Origin of the sequence: Kosakonia sp. SOY2 (genome assembly GCF_027109175.1) — a bacterium.
Classification (GTDB): Bacteria; Pseudomonadota; Gammaproteobacteria; order Enterobacterales; family Enterobacteriaceae; genus Kosakonia.
Genome location: NZ_JAPVXH010000002.1, coordinates 213,481 through 232,717, shown reverse-complemented (window position 1 = coordinate 232,717; position 19,237 = coordinate 213,481). Strand labels below are relative to the sequence as shown.

General features: G+C 53.8%; 21 protein-coding genes. 6 read left to right on the top strand and 15 right to left on the bottom strand.

Features of this window, described 5'->3' with window-relative positions:
* Nucleotides 1-3: 3 nt before the first annotated feature.
* The 10 genes from hypA to yghX form a co-directional block, all read right to left on the bottom strand.
* On the bottom strand, nt 4-342 hold the full coding sequence (gene hypA, locus O3S68_RS14010) for a hydrogenase maturation nickel metallochaperone HypA (RefSeq protein ID WP_045512150.1): 339 nt from the start codon (nt 340-342) through the stop codon (nt 4-6).
* Nucleotides 335-814: a hydrogenase-2 assembly chaperone gene (gene hybE / locus O3S68_RS14005; protein ID WP_269231752.1), complete on the bottom strand. Its 480-nt coding sequence runs from the start codon at nt 812-814 to the stop codon at nt 335-337. Before hybE ends, hypA begins: the two co-directional genes overlap by 8 nt.
* Nucleotides 804-1,301, bottom strand: a complete 498-nt coding sequence (locus O3S68_RS14000) for a HyaD/HybD family hydrogenase maturation endopeptidase (RefSeq protein ID WP_269231751.1) — start codon at nt 1,299-1,301, stop codon at nt 804-806. The genes hybE and O3S68_RS14000 overlap by 11 nt, the downstream gene beginning before the upstream one ends.
* Nucleotides 1,301-3,004, bottom strand: coding sequence for a hydrogenase 2 large subunit (gene hybC, locus O3S68_RS13995; RefSeq protein ID WP_045512141.1), 1,704 nt, complete (start codon nt 3,002-3,004; stop codon nt 1,301-1,303). Before hybC ends, O3S68_RS14000 begins: the two co-directional genes overlap by 1 nt.
* Entirely contained in the window at nt 3,001-4,173 is a 1,173-nt protein-coding gene (gene hybB, locus O3S68_RS13990; protein ID WP_020455251.1) for a Ni/Fe-hydrogenase cytochrome b subunit, read from the bottom strand. Before hybB ends, hybC begins: the two co-directional genes overlap by 4 nt.
* Nucleotides 4,163-5,140 carry a hydrogenase 2 operon protein HybA gene (hybA, locus tag O3S68_RS13985; RefSeq protein WP_020455252.1) on the bottom strand — a complete coding sequence of 326 codons (978 nt, stop codon included), beginning with the start codon at nt 5,138-5,140 and terminating at the stop codon, nt 4,163-4,165. Before hybA ends, hybB begins: the two co-directional genes overlap by 11 nt.
* A gap of 2 nt (nt 5,141-5,142) precedes the next feature.
* The gene (gene hybO / locus O3S68_RS13980; protein WP_020455253.1) at nt 5,143-6,261 is read right to left on the bottom strand and encodes a hydrogenase 2 small subunit; all 1,119 of its coding nucleotides are present in this window, start codon (nt 6,259-6,261) and stop codon (nt 5,143-5,145) included.
* Nucleotides 6,262-6,502: 241 nt separating this feature from the next.
* On the bottom strand, nt 6,503-6,790 hold the full coding sequence (locus O3S68_RS13975) for a DUF2623 family protein (RefSeq protein ID WP_269231750.1): 288 nt from the start codon (nt 6,788-6,790) through the stop codon (nt 6,503-6,505).
* A 68-nt stretch (nt 6,791-6,858) separates the two neighbouring features.
* A complete protein-coding gene (locus O3S68_RS13970; RefSeq protein WP_020455255.1) occupies nt 6,859-8,508 on the bottom strand; it encodes a methyl-accepting chemotaxis protein in 1,650 nt (549 codons plus the stop codon).
* Between the two features lie 993 nt (nt 8,509-9,501).
* Entirely contained in the window at nt 9,502-10,389 is an 888-nt protein-coding gene (yghX, locus tag O3S68_RS13965) for a YghX family hydrolase (RefSeq protein ID WP_269231749.1), read from the bottom strand.
* A gap of 166 nt (nt 10,390-10,555) precedes the next feature.
* Here yghX and O3S68_RS13960 point away from each other — a divergent pair, with 166 nt between their 5' ends.
* Nucleotides 10,556-11,596 (top strand): aldo/keto reductase, encoded by a 1,041-nt coding sequence (locus O3S68_RS13960; protein ID WP_045512128.1) that lies wholly within the window; start codon nt 10,556-10,558, stop codon nt 11,594-11,596.
* A 41-nt stretch (nt 11,597-11,637) separates the two neighbouring features.
* On the opposite strand, the gene O3S68_RS13955 is transcribed toward O3S68_RS13960, so the two are convergent.
* Both O3S68_RS13955 and O3S68_RS13950 read right to left on the bottom strand, forming a co-directional pair.
* Nucleotides 11,638-12,132, bottom strand: a complete 495-nt coding sequence (locus O3S68_RS13955; RefSeq protein WP_017457486.1) for a TIGR00645 family protein — start codon at nt 12,130-12,132, stop codon at nt 11,638-11,640.
* An 87-nt stretch (nt 12,133-12,219) separates the two neighbouring features.
* On the bottom strand, nt 12,220-12,726 hold the full coding sequence (locus O3S68_RS13950; RefSeq protein WP_017457485.1) for an ESA_00282 family adhesion-associated protein: 507 nt from the start codon (nt 12,724-12,726) through the stop codon (nt 12,220-12,222).
* 102 nt (nt 12,727-12,828) lie between these two features.
* On the opposite strand from O3S68_RS13950, the gene O3S68_RS13945 reads away from it, so the two are divergent.
* From O3S68_RS13945 to O3S68_RS13935, 3 genes are all read left to right on the top strand, one after another.
* The gene (locus O3S68_RS13945; protein WP_017457484.1) at nt 12,829-13,233 is read left to right on the top strand and encodes a hypothetical protein; all 405 of its coding nucleotides are present in this window, start codon (nt 12,829-12,831) and stop codon (nt 13,231-13,233) included.
* A complete protein-coding gene (locus O3S68_RS13940) occupies nt 13,226-13,669 on the top strand; it encodes a hypothetical protein (protein ID WP_020455260.1) in 444 nt (147 codons plus the stop codon). The genes O3S68_RS13945 and O3S68_RS13940 overlap by 8 nt, the downstream gene beginning before the upstream one ends.
* Nucleotides 13,670-13,785: 116 nt before the next feature.
* Nucleotides 13,786-14,682 carry an SDR family oxidoreductase gene (locus O3S68_RS13935; protein ID WP_020455261.1) on the top strand — a complete coding sequence of 299 codons (897 nt, stop codon included), beginning with the start codon at nt 13,786-13,788 and terminating at the stop codon, nt 14,680-14,682.
* A 49-nt stretch (nt 14,683-14,731) separates the two neighbouring features.
* On the opposite strand, the gene exbD is transcribed toward O3S68_RS13935, so the two are convergent.
* Together exbD and exbB are read right to left on the bottom strand one after the other, a co-directional pair.
* Complete coding sequence (gene exbD, locus O3S68_RS13930; protein WP_017457481.1) at nt 14,732-15,157, bottom strand: TonB system transport protein ExbD; 426 nt, start codon at nt 15,155-15,157, stop codon at nt 14,732-14,734.
* A 6-nt stretch (nt 15,158-15,163) separates the two neighbouring features.
* Complete coding sequence (gene exbB, locus O3S68_RS13925; RefSeq protein WP_044489488.1) at nt 15,164-15,895, bottom strand: tol-pal system-associated acyl-CoA thioesterase; 732 nt, start codon at nt 15,893-15,895, stop codon at nt 15,164-15,166.
* Between the two features lie 251 nt (nt 15,896-16,146).
* On the opposite strand from exbB, the gene metC reads away from it, so the two are divergent.
* Both metC and O3S68_RS13915 read left to right on the top strand, forming a co-directional pair.
* The gene (gene metC, locus O3S68_RS13920) at nt 16,147-17,334 is read left to right on the top strand and encodes a cystathionine beta-lyase (RefSeq protein ID WP_020455264.1); all 1,188 of its coding nucleotides are present in this window, start codon (nt 16,147-16,149) and stop codon (nt 17,332-17,334) included.
* Between the two features lie 116 nt (nt 17,335-17,450).
* Complete coding sequence (locus tag O3S68_RS13915) at nt 17,451-18,110, top strand: DedA family protein (RefSeq protein WP_269231748.1); 660 nt, start codon at nt 17,451-17,453, stop codon at nt 18,108-18,110.
* A gap of 34 nt (nt 18,111-18,144) precedes the next feature.
* Here O3S68_RS13915 and O3S68_RS13910 read toward each other — a convergent pair whose 3' ends face one another.
* Entirely contained in the window at nt 18,145-19,044 is a 900-nt protein-coding gene (locus O3S68_RS13910; protein WP_017457477.1) for an AraC family transcriptional regulator, read from the bottom strand.
* Nucleotides 19,045-19,237: the final 193 nt, after the last annotated feature.

The following is a 19,237-nucleotide window of genomic DNA, read 5'->3' as shown; positions in this document are numbered from 1 at the left end:
GCTTTACTCCACTTCGATACTTTTGATCTGCACGCCGTCGCTGCGCTCAATATGCAGCGTCGGGCAGTGGCAGAGCGGGCATTCATCGTGCCGCTCGGCTTCCACTGTCTGGCTGCAATTCCAGCACCAGGCCTGCGCCGGTTTATGGAGGATATGCAATGTGCAACCCTGCGCCAGCGTTTCGCGGCAGGCGATATCAAAACCAAACCGCAGCGCGCTCTCTTCCACACAAGCCAGCGCGCCCACTTCCAGCCATACGCCCGTCACGCGCCGCGCGCCGTTTTGCCGCGCCTGCTGTTCAATGATCTCCACCGCGTTCTGGCACAGGGATAACTCATGCATGCGCTTTGTCCCGTAGCCCTTGCAGTAACGCGCGACGGCTTAGCGCGACATCGGTAACCGGCAACGAAAGCGCCATTTTCAGGCAGTTATCGGCAAGCGCGATGCCAGCATCCACAGACAATCCCCGATCGAGCGGCGACATCAGCGAGCAGCTCAGGTATTGCCCCAATGCGGGTAATTCGCCGACGGTAAAGGTCATTTCGCCATAGGGCAATCGCAGCCCCAGCCGCTGGCTCACCGGGCGGCGAGGCCAGCACTGCTGCGGACCGGGGTAGATTTGCAGACTCAGCATCCACGGCGTCAACACACAACCCAGCCACTGCTCTTCAAAGCGGGTGAACGGCGTGACATACGCCGGCATGGTTGCATGGATAAATGGCAGACCCTGCATCTCCTGCTCGGCTATCGCCATAAAAGCCGCCTGCACTTCGCGGTGCGGCGAAACGTCGAACCCCATTACCTCATCCTGCATGTTCGGTCTCCCGTAAAACAGGCTCCACGCCGGATTCACGCAGCGCCGCCAGCACCGTCTGTAGCGCGGTGTCCAGGCTCGCCGCCACCACCGGTGTCATGCCGATATGTGGCTCCAGCGAGGACGGAATAACGCCAATCAGCGTCAGTTTTTTCGGAAACTCGCCGGTGAAACGCAGCGCCGACAGCACATCCGATAGCCCCAACTGGTGCGGCGAAATTTTATTGCTGAACAGCGTTGGCACGTCGTCATCGCGCAGGCAAATGACTGTACCCGGCTCGCTTTTGCGGCTGACCACCGCATCGGCGATGATCAGATGTTCGCGGTTAGCCATCGCCTCAAGCAGCTCCATACCCGCCGTGCCGCCGTCCAGCACCTCGACATGCGCGGGCAGGTGGTAACGCTGCTCAAGCGCTTCCACCACCCGCACGCCTATCGCTTCATCGGTGAGCAAAATGTTGCCCACGCCTAACACTAAAATCGACATCACAGCACCTTCACCGCGACAACATCGTTGCCGTCGGCATCCACCACGTGGACCGCGCACGACATACACGGATCGAACGAGTGAACGGTGCGCACCACTTCCAGCGGTTTTTGCGGATCGGCGATTGGCGTTCCCACCAGTGACAGCTCGTATGGCCCGGCGTCGTCGTTGAAGTTGCGCGGCCCGGCGTTCCAGGTTGACGGCACTACCGCCTGGTAGTTATCGATTTTACCGTCTTTGATAACGATCCAGTGGGAGAGCATGCCGCGCGGCGCTTCAAGGAAGCCGACGCCTTTAAACTCGCCGCTGGTCGGGATTTCCGTATGGGCGATAGTTTGCACATCGCCTTTGCCGATATTGTCTATCAATGCCTGATACTGTTGCTGCAAGACCTGGTGTAACTCGCAGGCATGAACCGTGCGGCCGATAATGCGCCCCAGCGTGGAGTGCAGTTGCTCCACCGCCACCGTTTTACCGGTGAGTTTCTGGTAAATGGCGGTGATATCGTGCAATTTCTCCGTCGTTGCCGGGTGTTTCGCTGCCAGTTTGCAGAGCATATTGGCGAGCGGCCCCACTTCGACCGTTTTGCCATAAAAGGTGGGCGATTTAACCCAGGAGTATTTGCCCTCTTCCTGCCAGCCGGTGTACTGCGGCAGCGTGGTGCCCTGCCACGGCTCCTGCGGCGCCTCGTCTTTATACCAGGCGTGTTTCGCGCTCTCCTGAATGCCTTTAATCAGGAAAGGATCGGTGTGGGTGTTGATTTCACGGTAGGTCGCAAGATCGGCATTTTCAATGTAGCCACCAGCAAACAGGAAGCTGCCGTTGTTGGCGTCGGTGGGGAATTCCGGCGTGCTCAGGTAGTTCACCGCGCCTTTACCGAGCGTGAGCCATTCCGGGTAAAACGCCGCAATCACCGCCGTGTCGACTTTATAAACCTGCTCGATAAACCCTTCCAGCTTGTCGATAAACGACTTGAGATACATCAGGCGTTCAAGGTTCAGCACTTCGATACCATCAAGATTGATCGGGTTGGCAACCCCGCCCACCGCCAGGTTCTGAATGTGCGGCGATTTACCGCCGAGCAGCGCGACAATGCGGTTAGCGTCGCGCTGACACTCCAGCGCTTGCAGGTAGTGCGCGACGGCAATCAGGTTTACTTCCGGCGGCAACTTCATTGCCGGGTGGCCCCAGTAGCCGTTGGCAAAAATGCCCAGTTGGCCGCTGGCGACCAGCGCTTTGATCTTCTCCTGCACCGCTTTGAAGTCGTTTTCACTGTTAAGCGGCCAGTCGGAAAGCCCTTGTAACAGCGCGGCGGCTTTCGCCGGATCGGCATTCAGCGCGCTGGTGATATCGACCCAATCGAGCGCCGAAAGCTGATAAAAATGGACGATATGATCGTGAATCGAGTGGGCGGCCAGAATGATGTTGCGGATGTACTGGGCGTTGCGCGGCACCTTCACCTCCAGCGCGCTTTCTACCGCCCGCACCGAGGCAATGGCGTGGATCGTCGTACAAACGCCGCAAATGCGCTGCATGATGATCCATGCGTCGCGCGGGTCGCGGTTTTTGACAATCTCTTCCATCCCGCGCCACATGGTTCCTGACGACCAGGCCTTTGATACAACGCCGTTTTCAATTTCGCAATCAATGCGTAAATGACCCTCAATACGGGTAACCGGATCAATGGTGATACGTTGACTCATGCTTTACTCGCCTCATGTCGCGCAGATGTTTTTAACGGAGGAATAATCGGCAACAGACGTATCAGTAAGATGTACGCACAGACTTCAATTGCCACAAAACCAATGGAAATCAATAACTCTTCCGCTGTCGGGAAGTAGTGGTAGCCGTTGCCAGGATTAAAGGCCAACAGCGAATAAGAGAGCCGCCACAGCGCACAGCCGAGCAGCATGCTCAACGCGCCAAGGAACAAAAAGCGGGAATCACGGCGCAGACGCGGCGCGCGCAGGATCAGCAGCGGCAAGGCCAGCAGCGCCATTTCCAGCCAGAACATCAGGCTGTAAAAATCACCGGCAAAGGCGTAATGCCATTTGTCACGCCACGTGATCTCTCCCAACCGCAGCACCAGGAACAGCGCTAACAGCACGCTCAGGATGTTAATCAGTTTGCTAAACAGACGTTTTTCATCCGGCCCGTTGCCGCGCAGGCTGGCCTGCATTAATGAGCCTTCGAAAATGACAATCGAGAAACCCATAATAAACGCGGTCAGCAGCGAGAAAACCGGCAGCATTTCATAGCTCTGCCACAGCGGATAAACTTTATATCCGGCGGCAATCATCAACGAGCCCATCGACGACTGGTGCATGGTCGGCAGCAGCGCGCCAAGTGCGATAATGAAAAACATCACTTTATTGAGACGGCGCAGCGAAACCTTCCAGCCAAGCCTTTCCAGCAGCGCCGGGGCGAACTCCAGCGCCATCACGCCGATGTAAATCGTCATACAGACCGCGGTTTCAAACAGCACTGAATTGACATTGAAATGGCCGGGAATATAGAAGTAAGGCAGATTCCAGTAACGTCCGACATCGATGGTGATGGACAAGCCGCCCAGCGAATAACCGAACAGGCTGCACAGCAGCGCCGGGCGCACTAGCGGGTGGTAATCGCCCCGGTTAAAGACATACACCGCCCACGCCAGCGCCCAACCGCCACAGGCAAAGCCGGTGCCGATCAGCAAATCAAACGCGATCCAGATCCCCCACGGATAACCACCGTTCAGATCCGAGACCGATCCGAGCCCGAAGATCAAACGCTTGAGGATAAAGATCGCGCACAGCACGATCAGCGGGGCGAACAGCAGCACCGGTTTACTCAGCAGTTTGCCGCCCATCGCTTGTGGATCATGACTCATGATCGCCTCCGTCATGGTTGTCCCGCGTATTGCGGCGTACCAGTGCAGTCAGCCCAACCAGCACGGCGAGCGGCAACATCATGCCTTTGTAGACCGTATGTTGAACATGCTCAGAGCGTGCGCCGGTTGCCAGGTCGTCCAGCTCCGGCAACCCCAGCTCCTGATAAGGAACCCCGGTCAGCACCAGCACCTGCGTGCCGCCACCCTCTTTCTCGCCGTACAGATGCGGGTAGTAGCTGGGCACGTTATGCACGTAGGTGTCGTTGGTGTTCAATGTCTGGCGCGGGTAGCGGTACTCAGAGCCGGGTTTCATCGCGAGACGTTTTTTGGCTTCGGCGAGCAGTTCTTCGCGCGTGCCAAAAATTACCGCGCCCGCCGGGCACACTTCCACACACCCGGGCAACTCGCCGTTATCCAGCCGCGCCACGTCTTTCTGGTTGCAAAGCTCACACTTATGCAGCGCGCCGAAGGGGTTGTTGTAGTCATACTTCGGCACATCGAACGGACAGGCGACCATGCAGTAACGGCAGCCGGTACAGACGCTGGCGTCGTAGTGAACGATGCCGGTTTTGGCGTCCTTTTTCAGCGCCTGCACCGGGCAGACGGAAACACAGTTGGCATCCACGCAGTGCATGCACTGCTTTTTGATATAGGCATAACCGTCGCGCAGCTGGTCTTTGTTCTCGCCGCTGCCGCTGTGCCAGACCTGAATAATGTTATTGGTATAAGGCGAAAGTTTGTCGTTATTCGACCAGGTTTGCTCGCCCTGTGGGTTACGCTGCGGTGTGTTAATTTCCTGGCAACGCGTCACACAGGCCTGACAACCGACGCAGAGCGTGGAGTCGTACAACATCCCCAGCGCGCCGGGGATCGGCGGGCGGTTTTGCGCGGCGGCAAAACTCGCGGACGATCCCCCCACCAGCAGCGCCCCGCCGGACGCCACTTTGAGAAAATCACGTCTGTTCACGGCTAGTCTCCCTGTGAATCCGTGTCGTTTTTCTTCTGCTGGCGACCCAGTTCCCGCACGGTCATCACACCGACACCCGCCACCAGGCCGACGACGCCACCCAGCAAACCGACTGCGCTTGCCGACACGGTGCCGCCCTCTTTCAGGTTGACGTCTGGTTTCGCGGCGCGCGGCGTAGGGTTATCCACATGCGCAAGCTGGGAGATGCCTTTGTGAAAGCCAACCCCTTCTTCGTTACAGCCGTAGCACGGGTGACCAATGGCAACGGGCCAGACACCGCCTACATCGCAAAACTGCAACGTTGAGCAGTTGCCCCAGGTTTCCGGGCCTTTGCAACCTAAGTGGTACAAGCACCAGCCTTCGCGATGCCCCTGATCGCCGTACGCTTTCGCAAAGCGCCCGGCGTCAAAATGCGGTCGACGTTCGCAGTGCTCGTGAATTAAGCGTCCGTAGGCAAAGCGGGGACGGTTTTTGGCGTCAAGCGCCGGAGGTTTGCCGAAGGTGATGATATGCGCCACCGTGGCAAGGAAGTTTTGTGGGTTCGGCGGACAGCCGGGAATGTTGATCACCGTTTTGCCAGGTAGCACCTCTTGCAGGCTGACTGCACCGGTCGGGTTAACGCCCGCCGCCGCCACGCCGCCCCAGGCGGCACAGGAGCCAATAGCGATAATCGCCGCCGCGTTTTCTGCCGCTTTACGTATATGATCGACAATCGGTTCGCCGGCGACCATGCAGTAAACCCCGCCGTCTTTCATCGGAATCGAGCCATCGACCACCAACACGTACTGGCCTTTATACTGCTCCAGCGCCCGGTGTTTATTCTCTTCAACCTGGTGACCAAACGCGGCAGAAAGCACTTCGTGGTATTCCAGCGAAATGGTTTCCAGCACAAGGTTTTCTACGGTGGGGTGCGTCGCGCGAAGCAGTGATTCAGTACAGCCTGTGCACTCCTGCGCGCCAATCCAGATAACGGGTGGACGCTGAGGGTGACTGACGGCTTCGGCCATTTCGGCAGCGGCTTTACCGCTTAACCCCATGGTCGCCGCCAGTGCAGCACACAGTTTCATAAAATCACGACGGCTCACGCCATGAGACGCAAATTGTTGGTTCTCTCCTGCCATTTATTGTTATCCCTTAGCCTGGACTAGGATTATTCTCCACCCATTGGGCAGATGAATGCTGCGATCGCCCCGACAAATAATCACATAAAAAACAAGGGTATTATGCAAAAAGGCGGAGAGTGTTGCAGTAGTCACAGAAAAATGAGGGGCTTAGGGGCACAAAACGGCAAAAAAAATGAAAGTCACCCTCGACAAAAGTGACCTTCACAAAAGAGAACTACATTTTGAGCAAAGCTTATTTTTAGATTTCGAGACGGTAACCCGCCATAAAAAATCGGATCACAGTGCTGGAGTGACTCTCGCGAAAGAAATCCATCACCATGTCCTTATCCAGCCCGTAGCGACGCGTAAGAATGCCTGCTTCCCACGCGCTGAGTTGACGATCGCCGGTTTTTTCAAACATACGATGCGAAAACCCGAGTACAAAACCACGCTTATAGTCCGGGCAGAAATGCGTCACGTTACTGGCGCTGTCCGCCTGCGCCGCATTCAGCCCGGCCATCAAGCCTTTACCAAAATGGTTGTCCATCGTTATCACCCCCACAAACGTTATATAAAAAATTATATAACGATCTCGCGTGACGGCGATAGCGCTGATTAAAACGCGACCCACTCATCCGAAGAGGTTGATGCTTTACGCGATCCTCCGCGTGATAAATCCGGTTTTACCAGCGCGGTGGCCGCAGGTTTCTGCTGCTCGTCACTGGAAAGGCGGAACTGCTGAACGGAACGCTGCAACTCTTCGGTCTGGCGCTCCAGCGCGGCGGCGGCGGCGGAAATCTCTTCCACCAGCGCGGCGTTCTGCTGCGTTACGCTGTCCATCTGGGTAATCGCCACGCCCACCTGAGAGATGCCTTTGCTCTGTTCATCCGTCGCAGAAGCGATCTCTTTCATAATGGTGGTCACCTCTCTCACCGAACGCAGAATGCTTTCCATGGTGGTGCCGGTGTCATTGACCAGTTTCGCGCCTTTCTCCACGCGGGAAACGGAATCCGCGATCAGCGTTTCGATCTCTTTCGCTGCGCCGGCACTGCGGCTGGCGAGGTTACGCACCTCACCCGCAACCACTGCGAAACCACGACCTTGCTCACCTGCACGCGCGGCTTCCACGGCGGCGTTAAGCGCAAGAATGTTGGTCTGGAAGGCGATGCTGTTAATTACGTTGGTGATTTCGGCGATTTTCTTCGAGCTGTCGGAGATGCCATCCATCGTGCTGATCACTTCTTTTACCAGTGCGCCGCCTTTGCTGGCGGTGGTCGACGCCACTTCAGCCAGTTCGCTGGCCTGGTTGGCGTTATCCGCGTTCAGTTTTACCGTTGAGGTCAGCTCTTCCATGCTGGCAGCGGTTTGTTCCAGTGCGGCGGCCTGCTCTTCCGTGCGGGAAGAGAGATCGTTATTACCGGTAGAGATCTCGGACGCGCCACGCCAGATATTCTCGCTGCCGTGGCGGATGCTGCTCACCGCTTCGCGCAGGCTATCCTGCATTGCTAACAGCAGCGGGATCACCTGCCCCACGCAGTTGCGCCCCATATCTTCCAGCGGCTGGCTGAGATCGCCCTGCGCCATCAAACGGAAGTGCGCGCGAATACGGTTCAGCGGTTTCACCAGCATGGCGACCAGATAGCGGTCGGTGAACAGCAGGATCAGCAAGCCAATCACCATCGCAGTAATAATCGCGACGCGCGTGGTGCTGGTGCGCGCATCGACCATCACACGTGTTTCATCGAGGCTGCTACTGGCCGCTTTATTAAAACTTTCTGTCGCCGTACCAAAGCTGCGGCTCAAACCCGGCGTAACATTATTAGCCTGCTGGCGGTACGCGTCTGGCGTACCTTGCTGCGCCAGCTGCATCTGCGGAGTTACCCCTTGATCCAGCAGCGCCTGCCAGGCGGCAATCACTTGTTCAGATACTTTGGGATCCATCGGGCCCGGCGATACGGCTTTAAACTCCGTCAATTTACGCGACATGGTATCCAGCGCCTGTTGCACCGGTGCCATATCTGGCGAGCCACCCGCAGCTTTGGCTTCCATCACACGGCTAAGACGAGTAACAAATCGGAAGTACTGATCATTACCCTGGCTAAGAAGGGTCATTTGCGTCACAAGCTGGCGATCAACGTCATTGCCATCAGCGACTTTTGACAGAGAAAAAACACTATATAAGCCGACGCCAGACCACAGCACACCGAAGATCCCGAGGATCACCAGCATCACGGCTCGTATAGTAAAGTTACGAAGCATATTCATAATATTGTCCTTGCGGTAATGGTGCTTTCTCGCCTGCGGGCGAGAGTTATCTCCATTTATCGGCAAGGTGCGGAAAATATTAAATGTCTGGCTAAAAATTTTTGTATGAGAACAGCGTTGACCTTTTCTCCTTCTTCTGCCGCTTGAGTCGCCGCTAAAACGCTTATTCTGCTAACTTTACTTCAGCATGAATTTTGTTAACAGTATTGCAATACCGCTTATAAAAAAGCGCATAACCAGCTAATAATAAAAGATATTTATTTTTATAAATCTATAATCAAAAGAACCACAAATATCACAAACGCGGAAACATTCAATTATTAAAACGCCGTGCCAGAAAAGTAAAAACCACAATTATCAAATAAGTTCATCAGCGGATGACGATATTAAAAAAACGATTGAACAGAGCGATAATAGTTATTATCACCGTTTGAAAAACACCGATAAATATCACTAATCATTGGCCAGAAAAGTCAAAAAAAATAAGAGTTAAGTAACCTTTAAACACCTGTGAAGTAATGTTAAAAAAGATGTTTTTTTACGCAACACAACCCGATAGTCAGGCAGCTAACGGTGCAGGGTGAAAGGGTAAAACCCAGTCATATAGCGCTCTGTAAAGGTACGGCACCTTACGCACTTTGCCATGCCCTGCGTTAGCGGTTAGGGCAAAACCTCCACAGAGGATTATTTTTGTATACATTGATAAATATTATGAATAGCCCGCAACGATTTATGTCGCGCCGATTTTTTAGCCGCTTTCCCAGGAATTTTCGCAGAAAGAACGGGAGCCTAACGTAAATTAAAGACGCGCTTTTGCCTGCCAGTAAAAGCCAGAAAACCAAAGGCATTGCGTTAATTATCGATTCTTCTGCATTTACGACGTAAAAACCTGGTAAGTATGGCTTATGCCGTTAACTCACACAGATAAATAAACCCAATGCGACATATTCATCTTTTTTATGTTTTCCGGCATCCCTGCCAGTGCAACAGCCGCTAGGTGAGATACGTTTTGAACCAATCGAGGGTGCGTTGCCAGGCCAATTCGGCAGCGGCTTTATCGTATCGCGGCGTCGAATCGTTGTGAAACCCGTGGTTAACGCCGGGATAAACCCACGCTTCATAAACTTTTCGATGGGCCTTTAACGCCTGCTCATAAGCAGGCCAGCCGTCGTTGATGTTCTTGTCCAGCGCAGCGTAATGCAGCAATAGCGGCGCGTTGATTTTCGCAACATCCGCCGCTGGAGGCTGTCGGCCATAAAAAGGCACCGCGCACGCCAGTTCAGGGTAAGCCACCGCCGCTGCGTTTGACACGCCGCCGCCATAGCAAAAACCGGTGATCCCCACTTTGCCCGTCGCCTGCGGATGCTTTTGCATAAACTCAATGGCGGCAAAAAAATCATTCATCAGCTTTGTCGGGTCAACTTTCTGCTGCAATGCGCGACCTTCATCATCGTTACCGGGATAGCCGCCCACAGAACTTAAACCGTCCGGTGCCAGCGCTATATAGCCTGCTTTGGCGACGCGGCGAGCCACATCTTCGATATACGGGTTCAGCCCGCGATTTTCATGTACCACCACCACTGCCGGCACGTTGCCCTGCGTTTTTGTCGGTTTGACCAGGTAGCCACGCACCTCGCCATGCCCGTTTGGCGACGGATAAGTGATGTATTCAGGATGAATGTCCGGATCGGTAAATTCCACCTGCGTTGCCAGCGCGTAGTTCGGTTTCAACAGGTTGAACAGCGCCAGCGCCGTCATGCCGCCCACCGCATATTTGCCCGCCAGCTGTAAAAACTCTCGCTTATTGATCTTGCCGTGTGCGTAGTAGTCGTAATAATCGAGCAACTCCTGCGGAAAATCTTTCGCCGTTAAACGCGTCATCGGTTATCTCCCCCTTTTTATGCCTCTCTAAGCAAAGCATAGCGCTCCGCTTTTCGCTCAAAAAACATCCAGACACAACCTCACCTTTTGATGTACAGAAAACAGACGTAAGATAGAAACGTTGTTTCGAATTTTCATCGATAAGATTAAAAAGAAAGGAGACATCATGCCTGGCTTCGCCAACCCGAATCGCTACGAACAGATGCAGTACCGATATTGCGGCAAAAGCGGCCTGCAACTGCCCGCGCTTTCGCTCGGTTTGTGGCACAGTTTTGGTCACGGGCACGCCCTGGACTCACAGCGCGCCTTACTGCGAAAAGCATTTTCCCTCGGCATTACCCACTTTGATTTAGCCAATAACTACGGGCCGCCAGCCGGCAGCGCGGAAGAAAATTTTGGCCGCTTGCTGCGTGAGGATTTTGCCGCATACCGCGACGAAATCATTATCTCCACCAAAGCCGGTTACGATATGTGGCCAGGTCCGTACGGTTCCGGCGGTTCACGTAAGTACCTGCTCGCCAGCCTCGACCAGAGCCTGAAGCGAATGGGCGTTGAGTACGTTGATATCTTTTATTCGCATCGGGTTGATGAAAAAACGCCAATGGAAGAGACGGCATCTGCGCTGGCGCAGGCGGTACAGAGCGGTAAAGCGCTGTATGTCGGCATCTCTTCCTATTCCACCGAACGTACACAACAAATGGCAGCCCTGCTGCGCGAGTGGAAAATCCCGCTGCTTATCCATCAGCCCTCTTACAACCTGCTGAACCGCTGGGTGGATAAAACCGGTCTGCTGGATACGCTGGAAGATAATGGCGTGGGTTGCATCGCCTTTACCCCGCTGGCACAAGGGCTGCTGACCGGCAAATACCTGAACGGCATTCCGGAAGGGTCACGTATGCAGCGTGAAGGCAAAAAAGTGCGTGGTCTGACGGAGAAAATGCTGACAGAGAGCAACCTCAACAGCTTGCGCTTACTCAATGACATGGCGCAGCGCCGTGGACAGTCGATGGCGCAAATGGCGCTGAGCTGGCTGTTAAAAGATGCGCGAGTCACGTCGGTGCTGATTGGCGCAAGCCGTCCGGAACAGCTGGAAGAGAACGTTCAGGCGTTGAACAACCTGAGTTTTAGTCGCGAAGAGTTAGCGCAAATCGACAAGCACGTTGCTGATGGCGAGCTGAATCTGTGGCAGGCTTCTTCAGATAAGTAAAACGGTAATGCCGGGCGGCAGAACGCGGCCCGGCAATCAACTCAGTGTTGGTGGCGGGTTAATCGGTCCAGGTAGCCCATCACAAAAGCAGAAAGCACAAACGTCAGGTGGATAATCACATACCACATCAGTTTGTTATCCGGGACATTTTTGGCATCCATAAACACGCGCAGCAGATGAATCGACGAAATGGCAACAATCGACGCCGCCACTTTATTTTTCAGCGATGTGGCGTCCATTTTGCCAAGCCAGTTCAACTTCTCTTTATGCTCGGCGATATCGAGCTGCGAAACGAAATTTTCATAGCCGGAAAACATCACCATCACCAGCAAACCACCCACCAGCGTCATATCCACCAGCGACAGCAGTGTCAGGATCAAATCCGCTTCCGCCAGATTGAAGATATTGGGCAGGACGTGAAAAATCTCCTGGAAGAATTTTACCGTCAGCGCAAGCAGGGCGAGGGAGAGGCCGAAGTAAACCGGGGCGAGCAACCAGCGCGAAGCGTACATTGCGTTTTCCAGAAAGCGTTCCATGTTGCGTAAAGTCTCTTCAGATTGCTAAACCGGCGTTCAGTATATCCCAGCCAGGCAAACAATTTGCAACACTAAAGCAACACGGCGCTACACCTCTTCGGGATTGACCCAGGGACGTTGGTTCTCTGGCCATACCAGCACGACCAGCGCGGGATACGCTTCCATACTGAATTCACGAAAACACTGGCGCAGGTTGAGCACATCCAGATCCGAATGCGGTACTTTTTCACCATTTACGCAGCGCTTTTTTATATTGTCGTAATACTTATACACCGCTGAATTGAGATCGCTGCAGCGACGCTGCGCTTCAAATAACCCAGGCGTACTATTTAATTCCGCCATATTCATGCGCTTAATTGTCGCATGAAGAAAATCTATATATTCATGATTAACGCGCCAGTACCACACTGGAGTAATCGCATTCATTAACGCGGAGAAATGATCTTCCCCCTCCTCTTTTGACAACGGTTGCGGTGGTAAAGGCGGATTGTCAATTTCACTAAGGGGAGCTTTTTTATTGTACTCACGCATCAATAAAAGAACGCCGCCCGTCAGCAGCAATAAAGCAATAACAGAATAAAAAATACTGTTCATGAGCAGGCTCCTTTTTTTTGATTTTAAAAGTGCGCCATGATATTGTCAACGAACCTCACGCCTGAACACCCTCTTCCCTGTTGATATTAAAGGACATTGGAAATGCTTCCCGAGAATCTTGTCCCGGCACGATTTCACATTTCTGCCGTTGAAACCAAGCCTGGAGAAGAAGGAAAAGAGCCTAATTTAACTCAGGGTAAAAGAACACTCGCTGAACATGCTAACGATATATTAGCGAATGCCAGCCGTACCGGGCAGTCGAGAAATATGCTGCTGGAAGAACGCGACCGCCATATAAAAGAGCGGCTATTGCGTGTGGTAAAAATCGAGACCTTCGCGCGTTTACTTAATGATTTACAAGCGGAAGGCGAGATAGATGCCCAAACATTAAGCCAAATAATTGCGGATAAAACTCAGCAAATAAATGAAGCAGGTAATGAGATTTGGCTTAACCTCATTACCCGAGAAAAAGATACGCCAATGTTTTATAAGTTCGGGGATGAATAACGTGAACGAGGTCGATAATAATAACGTTTATTTAGCTTTGGAAGAGAAAAAAAGCGATGAATTTATCTTAAAGCAAAATAAAGAAGCCCTGATATTAAGTAAAAACGAGACTATTCAGCGAATCGCGCGTGAACTGGTTTCTATTCCTGCGGCGCTGGTGCGCCTGAAATGGCAGAACCGTCGCGAAATTTATCCGCTGCAGGTGAAAGAAGAGATTTATGGTGCGGTGATCGACGCCATCATCGCGCAAAAACCAGAATTACGGGACAAAATCATGGGTCGCCTGGAGGCGAACTATCAGTACATTCTGAGCCGCGAAACCGCGACGTTACGCCTGAGTCGCAAACTAAGCGATGGCGAATTCCGCACCTCGAATGTAACGACCGTGGCACTGGAAGAAGAAGCGGCGGCAAAGCGATCCGCCAACACAAAATAGCCCTTTACCTTTCCCTCGCTTGTACACCTTTGCCTCAAGATAATCCTGAATTAGTCTGCATTTTCAGCTCAGGCTTCTACCCTTAAGTACTCAACAACCGATATGGAGGGTACGTAATGGCGAATAACCAGACGAAAATGCAGGATCCCACCACGCAGTATTACACTGGCGAATACCCGAAACAGCGGCAACCAACGCCAGGCGTACAGTCGAAGATGGATCCCGTTCCCGACTGCGGCGAGAACAGCTACGTCGGTAGCGGGCGGCTAAAAGATCGCAAAGCGCTGGTGACCGGCGGCGATTCGGGCATTGGTCGCGCGGCGGCTATTGCCTATGCGCGCGAAGGCGCAGATGTCGCCATCAACTATTTGCCTGCGGAAGAGGAAGACGCGCAGCAGGTGAAGGCGCAAATCGAAGCCGCCGGGCGCAAAGCGGTGTTAATTCCCGGTGACCTGACCGATGAGTCTTTTGCCCGCTCTTTGCCGCACAAGGCAAAAGAGCAGCTTGGCGGGCTGGATATCCTGGCGCTGGTGGCAGGCAAACAGACTGCCGTGGAAGAGATTGCCAACCTGACAACGGAGCAATTTACCCAAACCTACACCGTTAACGTTTTTGCACTGTTCTGGATCACCCAGGAAGCCGTGCCGCTGCTGCCACCGGGCGGGAGCATCATCACCACCTCGTCTATTCAGGCGTATCAACCGAGCACGCATTTGCTGGATTACGCCTCAACCAAGGCGGCAATCCTCAATTACAGCCGGGGACTGGCGAAGCAGGTCGCGGAAAAAGGGATTCGGGTTAACATCGTAGCCCCGGGGCCAATCTGGACAGCGCTGCAAATCGCCGGGGGTCAGCCGCAGGAGAAACTGCCGCAGTTTGGCCAACAAACGCCAATGAAGCGTGCCGGCCAGCCTGCGGAACTGGCACCGATTTATGTCTATCTGGCGAGCCAGGAATCAAGCTACGTTACCGCCGAAGTGCATGGCGTGACGGGCGGCGAGCACCTTGGATAACAGGCATAAAAAAAGCTGGCATCCGCCAGCTTTTTTGTTGTGTTAGGCATTACTTCGCTTTCGCGACTTCCTCGCCCACCAGACCGATCTTCAGATATCCCGCCTGATGCAGCGTATCCATCACCTTCATCATTGTTTCGTAATCCACGGTTTTATCCGCGCGGAAGAAGATGGTGGTGTCTTTTTTACCTTCGGTTAGCGTATTCAGCGCGTTAACCATCGTTTCATCGGTAACCTGATCGTTACCAATAAACATGGTGTTATCTGCTTTTACCGACAGGTAAACAGGTTTTTCCGGGCGCGGTTGCGGCTGGCTGGTTGAAGCCGGCAGGTTAACTTTTACATCAACCGTGGCAAGCGGCGCGGCCACCATAAAGATAATCAGCAGCACTAACATCACGTCGATAAACGGCGTGACGTTGATTTCGTGCATTTCGCCGTTATCGTCCAGGTTTTCATTAAGACGCATTGCCATGACGAATCAACCTACTCGTAATTTTTGCGCGGTGCGAACCGGCTGAGCGTTGCTGGCGGCCAGATCCAGATCGCGGCTTTGCAGCAGCAGAACCTGCGCGGCAACATCGCCAAGGATCGCTTTATAGCTGCCGATCATACGGGCGAAAATGTTGTAAATCACCACCGCCGGGATAGCAGCAACCAGGCCGATAGCCGTTGCCAGCAGCGCTTCCGCGATGCCCGGCGCGACAACCGCGAGGTTGGTGGTTTGCGTCTGCGCAATGCCGATGAAGCTGTTCATGATGCCCCAGACGGTACCAAACAGACCAATAAACGGCGAGATCGCGCCAATCGTTGCCAGATAGCCATTCCCGCGCCCCATATGGCGACCGGTGGCGGCAACGCGACGTTCCAGACGAAAACCGGTGCGCTCTTTAATGCCTTCGTTATCTTCGCTGCCGGCGGATAACTCCAGTTCGTTCTGGGCTTCGTTGATTAACATTGTGCTCAGGCTGCGGGCGTGGAAAGCGGAAGCAATTTCACTCGCCTGATCCAGAGAGCGGGCTTCAGCCAACTGCTGCTGCTCACGCTTGAGGCGGCGCTTGTGCGAAATCATCTCAACACTTTTGCTGAAGAAAAGCGCCCACGTGACGACCGACGCCAGAATCAGGCCGATCATCACCACCTTCACAACGATGTCGGCATGCTGGTACATGCCCCACACGGATAGATCCGTCTGCATCAAATTATTACCCACAGTGTATCTCCGAGACGCAAATCACAAAATCTGTGCGCCATGATATCAAAAAGTCGTCGAATTGATAGTAGTTCTCATTAGTATTTGCAGAGTGCCTGAATTAAAAGTCATTTTCTTTGCGCTTAAGCAGTAAACAGACACCATTGAACATTTTCTGGAAAAAATTCACTCACCGGCATAACACTGCGAGGCATCCGCCAACAATCATGGTAGTCTGGACATCCAGACGTATAAAAACAGGTTGAGCGAGAATGACAGCAAAGCATCTTGATACCGCTCTGGTTAACGCAGGGCGCAGCAAAAAATACACGCAAGGGTCGGTGAATAGCGTCATCCAGCGCGCCTCTTCACTGGTATTCGACACCGTTGAAGCCAAAAAACACGCGACGCGTAACCGTGCCAACGGCGAGCTGTTTTACGGGCGTCGCGGCACGCTCACGCACTTTTCGCTGCAAGACGCGATGTGCGAACTGGAAGGCGGCGCGGGCTGCGCGCTTTTCCCCTGCGGCGCGGCGGCGGTGGCAAACACCATTCTGGCGTTTGTTGAACAAGGCGATCATGTGTTGATGACCAACACCGCTTATGAACCCAGCCAGGATTTTTGCACCAAAATTCTCACCAAACTGGGTGTCACCACCAGTTGGTTCGACCCGATGATCGGCTCCAGCATCGTGCGGCTGATTCAGCCGAACACCAAAGTGGTGTTCCTGGAATCTCCCGGCTCAATCACCATGGAAGTCCACGATGTTCCGGCGATTGTGCAGGCGGTGCGAAGCGTTGCGCCAGACGCCATCATTATGATCGACAATACCTGGGCGGCGGGCGTGCTGTTCAGGGCGCTGGAATTCGATATTGATATCTCCATTCAGGCAGCGACCAAATACCTGATTGGCCACTCCGACGGCATGATTGGTACGGCGGTGTCCAATGCCCGTTGTTGGGAACAACTGCGCGAAAACGCCTATTTGATGGGGCAAATGGTGGATGCCGACACGGCGTATATGACCAGCCGTGGCCTGCGTACGCTGGGCGTTCGTCTGCGTCAGCACCACGAAAGCAGCCTGAAAATTGCCGAATGGCTGGCGGCACATCCGCAGGTGGCGCGCGTGAATCACCCGGCGCTTCCCGGCAGTAAAGGCCACGAGTACTGGAAGCGGGATTTTAGTGGCAGCAGCGGCTTGTTTTCGTTTGTGCTCAATAAACGTCTGAACAATGAAGAGTTAGCGAACTACCTCGACCACTTCTCGCTGTTCAGCATGGCGTATTCGTGGGGCGGTTACGAGTCGTTGATACTCGCCAATCAGCCGGAGCAACTGGCGGCGATTCGCCCGGACGGCGAAGTGGATTTCACCGGCACATTAATCCGAGTGCACATTGGTTTAGAGAATGTTGACGATCTGATTGAGGATTTAGTGGCGGGCTTCCAGCGCATCGTGTAAACCTGGCTTACGGGCGTAAGTATTCAGAAAATTCTCGTTTCTTGCGCCCCCGATCAAGGTGTTTCAGGCGAACTGGAGTACAATAGCCTCCTCTACGCGGTTCCACGGGAAAGTCCATGGCTGTTATTCAAGATATTATTGCTGCGCTCTGGCATCACGACTTTGCTGCGCTGGCAAATCCACATGTTGTGGGTGTTGTTTATTTAGTAATGTTTGCCACCCTCTTTTTAGAAAACGGCCTGCTTCCTGCTTCGTTTTTACCCGGTGACAGTTTGCTGCTGCTGGCTGGTGCGCTGATTGCGCGCGGCTGCATGGATTTCGTCGCGACGTTAGCCATCCTCACTTCCGCCGCCAGTCTCGGCTGCTGGCTGAGCTATATCCAGGGCAAGTGGCTCGGGAATACGCGCGTGGTGAAAAGCTGGCTATCGCAGTTACCGGTGAAATATCACGAGCGGGCGACCTATATGTTTGACCGTCACGGTCTGCTGGCACTGCTGGCGGGGCGTTTCCTGGCCTTTATCCGCACTCTGCTGCCGACGATGGCGGGCATCTCCGGCCTCTCTAACCGCCGTTTCCAGTTATTTAACTGGCTCAGCGGGCTGCTGTGGGTCAGCGCGGTGACCTCGCTGGGCTACGCCATCAGCATGATCCCGTTTGTGAAGCGCCATGAAGATCAGGTCATGACATTCCTGATGCTGCTGCCGGTGTTCCTGCTGGTGGTCGGCCTGGTTGGCGCCGTCACGGTAGTGCTGAAGAAAAAGTACTGCAGCGCATAACGTGTTCCCCTCTTCGCCATGAAGAGGGGACGTTTTACATTCCCTGCATCATGCGAATTCTCGCCACATCTTCTCCCGGCGTCAGGCCAAAATAACGCTTAAACTCACGGCTGAATTGCGACGGGCTTTCATAGCCAACGCGCATGGCCGCCGCCCCGGCTTTCATACCATCATGCACCATTAACATGCGCGCTTTGTGCAGGCGGTAGGTTTTCAGGTATTGCAGCGGCGACGTGCTGGTCACCGATTTAAAGTTATGGTGAAACGCCGAGACGCTCATATTGGCTTCCGCCGCCAGTTGGTCAACGCTGAGGTTTTCCGTGTACTGGCTTTCAATGCGTTTGAGCACACGACTTATGAGGCTGAAATGGGTCTGGCGGCTAACTAACGCCAGCAGCGCCCCGCCGCGCGGCCCGGTTAGCACGTGGTAGAGCATTTCGCGGATAATCTGTTTGCCAAGGATACGCGCATCCAGCGGACGCTCCATCACATCCAGCAAACGCTCAGCAGCACAGAGGATCTCTTCTGAAAGCACCGCCGAGTTAATGCCGCTTGCCGCCACATCCGGGCGAAAATGTTCATCTTCGCCGATATCCATCAACAGTTCCTGCAGTTGCAGGATATCGACATTCAAACGGATCCCCGCCAGCGGCACTTCCGGCGTGGCGAAGGTTTCACACTCAAACGGTAACGGCACGGTCAGCAGTAAATATTCATTGGTGTCATAACGAAAGACCCTTTCATTGATATAACCAATTTTGTGACCAGAAAAGAGAAAAACGATGCCCGGCTGATACATCACCGGCGTACGGGTTCCCGGCTGAGTACCGTACAGCAAGCGGATATCCGGCAGCAGTGCATTGAGCCTATTTTCATTCACTTTCAATCGTTTAATCTTTTCAGTGAGCTGCAGGCAAATCTCTTCACGCTTCATTTTTCGCCACTCCGGTAGACTATTTCGACCCGTACAGTGTGCAAATTTTTGGGCTTTTTCTCCAGCCACAAGGAGAAACAGGCAAGACATCGGCAGGAATGTGCATTGAGAGCGCGCGTACCCGCGCCCACAATAATCGCCATTGGGCAAAACACCGCCGCACTTTTTTTCACCTCAATAAGAAGGGAACGAG